Genomic DNA, 10,767 nt, shown 5'->3' on the forward strand with positions numbered 1-10,767 from the left:
GGATTCGCCTGGGTGTCCGGATCGTAGCGATAGATCTTGAACGCGCGAACGTTCTTGGTGCCGGCCGGCGCCTTGAAAACCTTGCCGGCGCTGCGGTCGATCGTCGAGTTCTTCGGAAGGGTGAGCTGTGCCATGACGTTGCTCCTAAATTGAATCTGAGTTGAAGCAGAAATAGTGAAATCTGAAAAAGCGCTTATTGATTCAGGACCGCATCCTTGAGCTGGTCATAAGCCGCAGCCGGCAACACGATGTCCACCAGCCGCCAGCGCAGGCCGGCGCGATCCATGACGATGGTCGCCGCGACCTGACCGCTGCGGCTCAGCGCCGCGCTGAAACGATTGGCGGATTCGAAGCGGACATCGCCGAGACCGCCGTGAATGTCGCAGCTGGTCGGCACCGTGCCCTGCACCGTCAGCGCGCCGCCGTCGCAGATCGCTGCGACCAGGCCACCCGGCGTCAGCAAGCGTTCGACCAGCGGCTCGATCGCCACCTTGACGCCGGTCTGCGCATAGCGCGTACGGAGACGCGCGCCGACGTTGCTGCGCAGCCGCTCGACATCGACATGCTCGGCCAGCGCTACACCGTTGCGCGAGGCCAGCGCATCCCGCAAGCCTTGCAGGCCGAGCAGCGGCGATACCAGGACCGCCATCACGGCGATCAGCAGCACCACGACCAGGCCGATGATCAGGCCGCGATTCATGAGTGCTTTCCGGTCATGCTCGTTCGCGGACCTTAGTAGGTGCGCTTCTGCGGCGGGATGACCTTGGCTTCGTCATCGAGTACGGTCATGTGCACCGGGCGATAGCCGAAGGCGACACTGGTGGCCTCAGGCCGCCAGGCCAGCGTGTGCTTGGTCCACTCGCTGTCGCTGCGATCCGGGAAATCCTCGTGGGCATGGGCGCCGCGCGATTCATGACGGTTCTCGGCGGAAGCCACCGTGACCAGCGCCTGACCGAGCAGGTTGTCGAGTTCCAGGGTTTCCATCAGGTCCGAATTCCAGACCAGCGAGCTGTCGCTGACGTTGACGTCGGCGAACGATTCGATGGTCTTCTTCATCTTCGCGACACCTTCGGTCAGCGAAGTCGAGGTGCGGAACACAGCCGCGTGGCTCTGCATCGTCTTCTGCATTTCCAGACGAATTTCCGCCGTGCCGCGCGCGCCCTTGTTCGAGTGACGCAGCTTGTCGAAGCGGGCAATCGCCTGCTCCTCCGATGCCGTCGAGATCTTGCCGTGCTTGGCGCCCGGCTTGACGATGGTGGCGGCGTGCAGCGCAGCCGCGCGGCCGAAGACGACGAGATCGAGCAGCGAGTTCGAGCCGAGGCGATTGGCGCCGTGCACCGACACGCAGGCCGCTTCGCCGACGGCCATCAGGCCCGGGATGATCGTGTCGGTCTGGCCGTCATGGCTGGTGACCACTTCGCCGTAGAAGTTGGTCGGGATGCCGCCCATGTTGTAGTGGACGGTCGGCAGCACCGGGATCGGTTCCTTGGTGACGTCGACATTGGCGAAGATCTTCGCCGTCTCGGAAATGCCCGGCAGACGCTTGTGTAGCACGTCCGGACCGAGATGTTCGAGATGCAGATGGATGTGATCCGATTCCGCACCGACGCCGCGGCCTTCGCGGATTTCGATGGTCATCGAACGCGAGACCACGTCACGCGAAGCGAGATCCTTGCGGTTCGGCGCATAACGCTCCATGAAGCGCTCGCCCTTCGAGTTGGTCAGGTAACCACCCTCGCCACGTGCGCCTTCGGTGATCAGACAGCCCGAGCCGTAGATGCCGGTCGGGTGGAACTGCACGAACTCCATGTCCTGCAGCGGAATGCCGGCGCGCTGCGCCATGGCATTGCCGTCGCCGGTGCAGGTGTGCGCCGAGGTCGCCGAGAAGTAGGCACGGCCGTAGCCGCCGGTGGCGAGGATGACCTGCTTGGCGCGGAAGCGATGCAGGCTGCCGGTGGCCAGATCCCAGGCCAGCACGCCGTGCACCGAGCCATCGGCATCGGTCAGCAGATCAAGCGCGAAGTATTCGATGAAGAACTCGGCCTTGTTCTTGAGCGACTGCTGGTACAGCGAGTGGAGCATCGCGTGGCCGGTACGGTCGGCGGCGGCGCAGGTGCGCTGCGCGGTGCCTTCGCCGTAGTTGGTGGTCATGCCACCGAACGGACGCTGGTAAATCTTGCCTTCCGGGGTGCGCGAGAACGGCACGCCCCAGTGTTCGAGTTCGATGATTGCCGGGATCGCTTCGCGGCACATGTACTGGATCGCATCCTGGTCGCCGAGCCAGTCGGAGCCCTTGATGGTGTCGTACATGTGCCAGCGCCAGTCGTCCTCGCCCATGTTGGCGAGTGCGGCGGAGATGCCGCCCTGGGCAGCGACGGTGTGCGAACGGGTCGGGAACACCTTGGTCAGGTTGGCGGTGCGCAGGCCGGCCTGGGACAGGCCGACGGTGGCACGCAGGCCAGCGCCGCCGGCACCGACAACGACGACGTCGTATTCGTGATGAACAATGTTGTAAGTCATGTGAATCAGGCTCCGAAGGCGATCTTGAGCACGGCGAAGATGGCCGCCGCGCCGAATGCGAACAGCGCGAACTTGGTCACCAAGATGCTGACCAGTTTCACGCCTTCATTGCCGACGTAATCCTCGATCACCACCTGAACACCGAGGGCTGCGTGATAGAACATCGCGAGGAAGAACAGCACCAGCGCCACGGCGACCAGCGGCGCGTGGATCCAGGCCACCATCGTCGCGTGGTCGAGCAGCGGGAAGCGGACCAGGCTGAACACGAACCACAGTGACAGCGGGATCAGCGCGATGGCGGTCATCCGCTGCATCCACCAGTGGCCGACACCGTCCTTGGCCGAACCCAGGCCGCGGGCCTGGGACAGCGGGGATCTAAGACTCATAGCAATCTCCCAATAAAGTGATTTTTTGACCGAACCGGCCGCGATTGGCCGGTGGATAAGCCCCGCTTACAGATAAGCGGCGACCCAGATCACGGCGGTCAGCACCACCGAGGCGCCAACCACGGCGTACCCGCTGGCATAGGCCGATTTCAGTGCGAAGCCGCGGCCGGTGTCCCAGAACAGGTGCCGGATGCCGTTGCACAGGTGATAGACCAGCGCCCAGGTGTAGGCGATCAGCAGCAGCTTGCCGATGATGCTGTTGGCGGCCCAGGCGAACTGACCGTAGGCCTCAGGGCTGGTCGCAGCGGCGGTGACCCAGGCGGCGATGAAGATCGTGCCGAAGGCCAGCGCGAGGCCGGTCAGACGGTGGGTGATCGACAGCATCGAAGTCAGCTGCGGCTTGTAATACGGGCCGATCATGAACGGCGACAGCGGGCGATTGGACGACGCGGGCTTCACGGACATGGCATCAAGGTTCCTGTGGGGGATTGGCGTGCGGACGCTCGTATCTATGGTCCGCGGCTAGAAGTCGATGCAACGACCACCCTTTTCCCAGTCACCGAAGCGCGTCGGATCGGTGCCGTCACGGCGCCCTCCGAGTTCGGGAACCACGGCCGGGGGAACGCTGGTCGCGCCCTGCGGCGTGGCAGATGCCGATCCCGATACGCTGGACACGTCCTGCGGTACTACGACCGACGAGTCGTCGCTCACGGCAGGGGCAGCGGGTGGGATAGTGGAGGTCACGATCAATGAGGTCTGCTTAACCCCGCTAGTGTGACAAAATTCACGCATTGATGGCAACGAAATGTGTCACTTGAACGCTCTAATGCCCCATGAGACGCCGCCTGTAGCCGCTCCCCTACCCCCGGGTTTGCCCTCGGGGCTGCCCGCCGGTTTCGACTGGCTGAGCCCGTTTGGCGCCAGCATCGGCAGCGATGGTCTGCCCGATTTCGGCGATCGCCGTGGCGAAGCGGCGGCGGCGCTGAGCGCCGATGTGATCGCCCCGCTGGCCGATCGCGGCACCATCCGGGTCCGCGGTGCCGATCGCGACGCCTTCCTGCAGGGCCAGTTGAGCAGCGATATCCGCGAACTGACCCCCAGTCGTGGCCAGCTCGCCAGCTACTCGACCCCGAAAGGCCGGGTGCTGGCGATCTTCGTGGCGCTGCGCCATGGCGACGACATCTGGCTGGAAACCAGCCGCAGCCTGCTGGCCGACACCCTGAAGCGCCTGCGCATGTTCGTGATGCGCTCGAAAGTGACGCTCGAAGACGCTGGTGCCGAAGCGATCTCGATCGGCGTGGCCGGCCCGAACGCCGATCGCGTGCTCGAAGCCGCCGGCCTACTGGTGCCGAGCGTGCTGTGCCTGTGCGCGGAGGTCGACGGCATCGTCATCATGCGTCGGCGCGGGCCGCAGAACCGCTATTCGCTGCACGGTCCGTCAGAACGTCTGGCGGCGCTGTGGCCGAAGCTGGCCGCCCATGCGCGGCAGGTCGGCACCGAGGCCTGGCGGCTGACCGACATCCTCGCCGGCTTCCCGGCGCTGCACCCGGAAACCCGCGAGCAGCATGTCGCGCAGATGATGAACATCGATCAGCTCGACGGCATCAGCTTCACCAAGGGCTGCTATCCGGGCCAGGAAATCGTCGCCCGATTGCACTACCTCGGCAATCTCAAGCGGCGGATGTTCGTTGGTCGCAGCCAGACTGGAACGATCGCCCGCGGTGCGCCTGTGGTACTTGCTGGCGGCGAAGGCCAGAGCGTCGGCGATGTTCTCGACACCGCCCTGCACCCGGATGGTGGTCAAGCCCTGCTGGTGGTGCTGCAGACCAGCCAGCAGGAATCGACCGCCCTGCGCATCGGCAGCGCCGACGGCCCGGAACTCGCGCTGCTGCGCTGATCCGGCCGCGGCGCCCGCTCAGAACGCGCTGAACGTGAACTGGGCGAAGAACAGGTTCGAAGTACCGCCGCGGCCGGCATTCTCGGCGAAGGTTCCGGACTTGAAATAGGCGTACAGCAGCTCGGTCTGGAAGTAGCGCGACGGGGTCCAGACCAAGCGCGTATCCGCTTCGTGGCCGACATAAGTGCCGCTCAGACCAGTCGGGTCACGGAGGCCGGCGTTGTTCCAGCGATCGGTCGCCGAATTCAGCGAATACCAGCTGAAACCGGCGTCCCACTGCAGGGTCTTCGACGGGGTCAGCTCGAAGTGCAGCTTGGTCGCTTCGATGTTCTCGAACTGGAAGTAGTCATCCTGCGAGAACGGCCGGGCGAAGCCGAACAGGCGCTCGAAGCGGCCGCTCTGCTGATCGTTGGGATTGTCGTCGCCGGAGCCGTAGTTCCAGGCCGCGCTGAGCCGCGGCTTCCACGGCTGCGCGAAGGTGTAGCCGAGTTCGCCGGTGTAGCCGAGCGCATCGTGCTTGCGCGGGCCATCGTTGCCGACCTGCTTGTTGTACGAGAAGTCGTAGTCGAAGCCGGTCTTGCCGACGATGCCGTAGGCGCGCAAACCGATGGTGTGGATCTCGCGCTCGATGCCGGTGGCCACCTTGTTGCCGTCCTGCTTCAGCACCAGGTACAGCGGCTGCAAGGTGATGTACTGCGAAATGCCTCGGTAATCGCCGATCAGGCCGAGCAGGGTGTTGGCCTTGTCGCGCTTGTCGAAGCCGTTGTCATCGCGAAGGATCGGCTGCAGCAACAGGGCGTCGAGCTGCCATTCATCCGACTGCTTGCCGAGGATCGCCCGGATGCCGTCGAAGTTGTTGGTGGTATTGCGGAACTCGTTGCGGGCCAGCAGGCGGCGATCGGTGTACTCGAAGGCCTGGCGGCCGAATTTGAGGCTGAGCTGCTTGTCGGCGACCCAGGACTGCTTGAAGAACAGCTCGCCGTAGAGCTGGATCGGTTCCTGGAAATTGGAATCGCGGACGTCGCGGGGGAAGTCGCCGTTGAATCGGCGGGCGTCGCTGATCTCGACCGTGAAGCGCAGCGGATCGAACTTGTTCTTGACCGCCAGATACGCGCGCGTGCGCAGCAGGAATGGCTGATCGACCGTGTTGATGTTGCGGCGGAAATCATTGTCGCGAATCTCGAAACGGGTGCGGTGATCGAGGCCGATGTCGAGCCAGTCGATGTCCTTGAAGCCGTCGATCTCGCCCAGCCAGGTCTGGTTCAGCTGCTTGACGTAAGGCGGCGGTTCGCTGACCCGCTTGGTGCCGTAGCTGCGCCGTTCGACGTAGTAGTTCTGCGCCTTCGGCGGCTCCACTTTCGGCTGCTCTGCTGGCGTGGTCTCCGCGGGTGCCGCGACGACTTCGGTAGCGGCAGGCGCCTCCGCGGCAAGCGGTTCGACATCCGCCGCCGATCCCGGAAGCGGCGCCCACGCGAGGGCCGAGAAGGCGACGACCGATATCGTCAGACGCAGTGAAGGAGAGATTTTCGTGAAGCTTGCGGGGCTTTTCATCGCATTCAGGAATTAAAGACAAACTCAATATTCATATTTTGCATTTTTTCTGGATCAATCCGCCAGTCCTTCAGCCGGTAATCGCATAAAAAAGCAAAAACCCGCGCCCGGTATTGCCGGAAGCGGGCTTCTTGAGCTTTGCGGCCTTGCTTCAGAACTCGGCGCGGAAAGTCACGCCGAAGGTGCGCGGATCGCCCGGCTGGCCGACGTAGAGACCGGTACCGCCAAAGCCTGGCGACAGCAGTTCGTAGTAGTGCTTGTCGAACAGGTTGCGGGTCCAGAAGTACAGATCCCAGCCGTTCGAGCTACGGAAGCCGATACGGGCGTTGACCAGTTCGTAGCCTTCCACGTTCAGGTAATCCGAAGGCGTGGCTGATGACGAGAATCCGGAGCGGTAGCTGAAGTCGGCGCCGGTGAAGTAATCGCCAGCGCGGCCCAGGAAGCTGCCCGGCGTGAACAGTTCGCCACCGAGGCTGGTCGCAAACTTGGAGATGCCCGGCAGGCGACTGCCGGAGATGTCCTCGACATCGTTCGGACGCGCTCTTCCCGTGTGCTCGAGTGACAGCGGGGCGTTGGTGAACTTCCGGTACTTGCCGTCGGTGTAGCTCGCCGCTGCGTACACGCTGACGTGCTCGCCGAAGCGGGCGTTGCCGTCGAACTCGACACCGCGGACCCGAACCTTGTCGGCGTTGGCGAGGTAGCCACGCGAGGTCGCAGCCGAGTTGTCCTGCACCTGCGCCTGGAAGTCCTTGATGTCGGTGTTGAATGCCGCCAGGTTGACGGTGACTCTACGGAACGGCCGGGTCTTGATGCCGATCTCGTAGTGGCTCACTTCCTCGGGCTTGATGGTGGCCAGGCTCAAATCCGGATCGCTGGTGCCGGGAATGTTCGGAACGCCCGCCGTGTTCAAGCCCACCGTCTTGAAGCTGCGCGAATAGGTGGCGTAGGTGTCGACGTCCTCGATCGGGTTGTAAGCCAACGTGATCTGCCCCGAGACATTGGTGTCATCGATATCGTCGGCGTAGGTCTGCTGCGGCAGCTGGGCACGTTGCACGGCACGCAGCGCGGGGTCGTTGGAGGTGTCCTGACCGCCGGATACCTGCGCGTCGTAGTTGATCTTCTTGCGGTCGTAGTTCAGTCGCAGGCCGGGCAGCACGCGGAGCTGATCGGTCAGCTTCCATTCGAGCTGGCCGAACAGCGCGGCGCTGTCGAACACGGAGCGGACACTGAGACGCTGGGTCAGGCCATCGAGCAGGGCCGAGTTGCTGGCGTTGGCCGTGCCGGCCAGCAGCCAGCGTGAAGCGGCCGAACCGAGCGCGGTGGTCTGCACGGGATTGGACTTGATGACCTGATGGAAACCGAACAGGCCGACGACGTAGTTCAGATCCTCAGTGATATCCCCGGCAAAGCGGAATTCCTGCGACAGCTGCTCCTGATAGGACGTGGCGGCGGAAACCGTATTGACCGGCAGGCCGATGAAATCGCGGTCATTCGACGGACGCCAATCCCAGACGCGATAGGCAGAGATCGAGGTGAACGTGCCGTATCCCGTGTTCCAGTCGGCCGTCAGCGAGCCGCCACCGAGGTCCTGGTAGGACTGGATCGGCGAGCCGACATCCGTCAGCCGGTCGAAGGCGTTGAAGCTCGGCGGCGTGTAGTTCAACGAGGCCGCGATGGCGGCGTACTGGCGGTTCTCTGCGCGCAATGTCGGGGCAACACCGGCGACCACCTGCGTGTAGCCCTCGGGCCGCTGACGCGTCCAGTCACCGGCGAACGTCAGGCTCAGGTTGTCGAGGACGTTGTAGAGAATCTGCCCGCGAATGCCGAGATTGCTGAGATCGTTGACGTCATCCTGGGTAGCGACGTTGTAGAGGAAGCCGTCGCGCTGAGTGCCGGAGAACGAGATGCGGGCAGCGATGTCGTCGGTCAGCGGGCCGGTGATCGAAGCCTTGCCCTGCACGTAGCCATAGTTGCCGTAAGACAACTCGACCGCCGAGCCGGGCGTGAAGCTCGGCTTCTTGGTGGTGACGTTGACGGCACCGGCCGTGGTGTTCTTGCCGTACAGCGTGCCCTGCGGGCCACGCAGCACTTCGATCTGCTCGACGTCGATGAAGTCCAGGGTCGCTGCGGCCGGACGGGCGAAATAGACGCCGTCGATGTACAGGCCGACGCCCTGCTCGATGCCGTCGTTGGTCAGGCCGTACGGCGCGCCAAGACCGCGGATGTTGAGTGCGGAGTTGCGCGGATTGGTCGAGTAGAACTGCACGCTCGGCAGCGCTTCCTTCAGCCGATTGACGTTGAAGGCGCCGGTCTGGTTGAGGAAATCGCCGTTCACCACCGACACCGCGATCGGCACCTTCTGCAGGCTTTCGGTCTTGCGGCGCGCAGTGACCTGCACTTCGTCGAGCACGGCGGGGCTGTTGCCAAGCGCAACCTCGGCTTTCGCGACCTCGGTCTGCGCGACTTCGACGCCGGTGGCCGTCTCCGAAGCCGGCTTGGCAGCATCGCCAGGCTGCGCTGCAGGTGGCACCGCGGCGCTCTGGGCCAAGGTCTGGGCAAGGGTCGGCGCCGCCCAGAGATAAAGCAGTGCAACCGAGGCGGCTGAGCCCAGGGTCAGGCGCCGGCGGGGCAGACGAGCGTCCGTCTTGCCGGAATTCAGTGTGGTCGCCGTTGCAATCGAAATCGTTAGGTCTTGGCTTTTCATCGTGGTCAGGGCTGGAGATCAATCGGAAGGGAACCCGATCGGCGCTGACATTAACGATATTAAAAGCAAAGTTTTAATATCTATTATCTCTATATAAATAAGTTCCCTCCTTTCGTCGAAAACTTGACGCCGGGTTGACGTGAGCAGCCCTCGCAAGCGGGCATTCGCCCGCCAGACGGGCGATCCAACCCGCCGGCAAGGTCTTGCGGTACCCGCACGAGGCTTGTCAGCATTATTCGATTGAAAGCTTAAAAAGAACTTTGTAAGTCTTTTGAATTACATGCTCGTCTGCGAATAATTCACCGTCTGCCGCAGCCGTCGGCGGCGACCACCCTCATCTCCAGCCTCTACAGAATTCCCGGAATCTCCATGTCTACCCGCCTGCTGGCGCTCCGCGCCGTCCGCCTTGCTGCCGCTGCCTTCCTGCTGGGCGGCGCGGCCGTTCACGCCGAGCTGTTGAATGTCAGCTACGACCCGACCCGCGAGTTCTACAAGGACATCAACGCGCAGTTCGCCGCCGACTGGAAGGCGAAGACCGGCAAGTCGACGACCGTGCAGGCCTCGCACGGCGGCTCCGGCAAGCAGGCGCGTGCGGTGATCGATGGCCTGGAAGCCGACGTCGTCACCCTGGCGCTGGCCTACGACATCGATTCGATCTCCGAAAAGGGCGGCCTGCTGCCGGCCGACTGGCAGAAGCGCCTGCCGAACAACTCCTCGCCGTACACCTCGACGATCGTGTTCCTGGTCCGCAAGGGCAATCCGAAGGGCATCAAGGATTGGTCCGATCTGGTCAAGCCGGGCATCTCGGTGATCACCCCGAATCCGAAGACCAGCGGCGGTGCACGCTGGAACTACCTCGCCGCCTGGGGTTATGCGCTGAAGGCCAATGGCGGTGACGCCACCAAGGCGCAGGCCTTCGTCACCAGCCTGTTCAAGAACGTGCCGGTGCTCGATACCGGCGCCCGCGGTTCGACCACCACCTTCGTCCAACGCGGTCTCGGCGATGTGCTGATCTCCTGGGAGAACGAGGCTCTGCTGTCGATCGAGGAACTCGGCCCGGACAAGTTCGACATCATCGCCCCGAGCTATTCGATCCTGGCCGAGCCGCCGGTGGCGCTGGTCGACAAGAACGTCGACAAGCACGGCTCGCGTGCCGAGGCCGAGGCCTACCTGAACTTCCTGTACACCCCGATCGGCCAGAAGCTGGCGGCTAAGCATTACCTCCGGCCGTCGAAGCCGGAAAGTGCTGATCCAGCCGATCTCGCCCGCTTCCAGAAGACCACGCTGTTCAAGCTCGACGACGTGTTCGGTTCCTGGGCCAAGGCGCAGAAGACCCATTTCGCCGATGGCGGCGTGTTCGACCAGATCTATCAGGCCAAGTAAGCCACAGTCCCAAGATCAGGCCTGTGCCCTGTAACTGATGAAAAAGCTCTCCTCCATTGCCGGGCTGTTGCTCGCGCTCGCGACCAGCTCGCCGGGTGCCGCTGAACTGCTCAATGCTTCGTTCGATGTCGCCCGGCCTTTCTACAAGTCGTACAACACCGCGTTCGCCGCTGAATGGAAGCGGCGTTCGGGCAGCGAGCCCAGCCTGAACGTCTCCCACGGTGGCTCGTCGAAACAGGCCCGCGCGGTGATCGACGGCCTCGAAGCCGATGTGGTGACGATGAACAGCCCGCTGGACATCGACGCGATCGCCGCCAGCGGCCTGC

The 10,767-nt window shown here is 63.6% G+C and carries 9 protein-coding genes and 2 pseudogenes; 3 read left to right on the forward strand and 8 right to left on the reverse strand.

Features of this window, described 5'->3' with window-relative positions:
• From Q0D45_RS21555 to Q0D45_RS00680, 6 genes and pseudogenes are all read right to left on the reverse strand, one after another.
• Window positions 1-134: pseudogene (locus Q0D45_RS21555) on the reverse strand (succinate dehydrogenase iron-sulfur subunit); the annotation flags it as partial.
• Between the two features lie 59 nt (window positions 135-193).
• On the reverse strand, window positions 194-700 hold the full coding sequence (locus Q0D45_RS00660) for a DUF2939 domain-containing protein (RefSeq protein WP_293387246.1): 507 nt from the start codon (window positions 698-700) through the stop codon (window positions 194-196).
• A gap of 32 nt (window positions 701-732) precedes the next feature.
• On the reverse strand, window positions 733-2,520 hold the full coding sequence (sdhA, locus tag Q0D45_RS00665; RefSeq protein WP_293387248.1) for a succinate dehydrogenase flavoprotein subunit: 1,788 nt from the start codon (window positions 2,518-2,520) through the stop codon (window positions 733-735).
• A 5-nt stretch (window positions 2,521-2,525) separates the two neighbouring features.
• Window positions 2,526-2,906, reverse strand: a complete 381-nt coding sequence (gene sdhD, locus Q0D45_RS00670) for a succinate dehydrogenase, hydrophobic membrane anchor protein (protein ID WP_293387250.1) — start codon at window positions 2,904-2,906, stop codon at window positions 2,526-2,528.
• A gap of 66 nt (window positions 2,907-2,972) precedes the next feature.
• The gene (gene sdhC / locus Q0D45_RS00675; protein ID WP_293387252.1) at window positions 2,973-3,371 is read right to left on the reverse strand and encodes a succinate dehydrogenase, cytochrome b556 subunit; all 399 of its coding nucleotides are present in this window, start codon (window positions 3,369-3,371) and stop codon (window positions 2,973-2,975) included.
• Window positions 3,372-3,428: 57 nt separating this feature from the next.
• Window positions 3,429-3,617 (reverse strand): DUF1674 domain-containing protein, encoded by a 189-nt coding sequence (locus Q0D45_RS00680; protein WP_293387254.1) that lies wholly within the window; start codon window positions 3,615-3,617, stop codon window positions 3,429-3,431.
• Between the two features lie 115 nt (window positions 3,618-3,732).
• On the opposite strand from Q0D45_RS00680, the gene Q0D45_RS00685 reads away from it, so the two are divergent.
• Window positions 3,733-4,803: a hypothetical protein gene (locus tag Q0D45_RS00685; RefSeq protein ID WP_293387256.1), complete on the forward strand. Its 1,071-nt coding sequence runs from the start codon at window positions 3,733-3,735 to the stop codon at window positions 4,801-4,803.
• A gap of 18 nt (window positions 4,804-4,821) precedes the next feature.
• Here Q0D45_RS00685 and Q0D45_RS00690 read toward each other — a convergent pair whose 3' ends face one another.
• Both Q0D45_RS00690 and Q0D45_RS00695 read right to left on the reverse strand, forming a co-directional pair.
• A complete protein-coding gene (locus Q0D45_RS00690) occupies window positions 4,822-6,354 on the reverse strand; it encodes an alginate export family protein (RefSeq protein ID WP_293387258.1) in 1,533 nt (510 codons plus the stop codon).
• A 151-nt stretch (window positions 6,355-6,505) separates the two neighbouring features.
• Entirely contained in the window at window positions 6,506-9,058 is a 2,553-nt protein-coding gene (locus Q0D45_RS00695) for a TonB-dependent receptor (RefSeq protein ID WP_293387260.1), read from the reverse strand.
• A gap of 369 nt (window positions 9,059-9,427) precedes the next feature.
• Between Q0D45_RS00695 and Q0D45_RS00700 the strand changes: the two genes are divergently transcribed.
• Window positions 9,428-10,441 carry a sulfate ABC transporter substrate-binding protein gene (locus tag Q0D45_RS00700; protein WP_293387262.1) on the forward strand — a complete coding sequence of 338 codons (1,014 nt, stop codon included), beginning with the start codon at window positions 9,428-9,430 and terminating at the stop codon, window positions 10,439-10,441.
• A gap of 37 nt (window positions 10,442-10,478) precedes the next feature.
• Window positions 10,479-10,767 (forward strand): annotated as a pseudogene (locus tag Q0D45_RS00705) (sulfate ABC transporter substrate-binding protein); the annotation flags it as partial.

Origin of the sequence: Nevskia sp. (assembly GCF_023266035.1) — a bacterium.
GTDB lineage: Bacteria > Pseudomonadota > Gammaproteobacteria > Nevskiales > Nevskiaceae > Nevskia.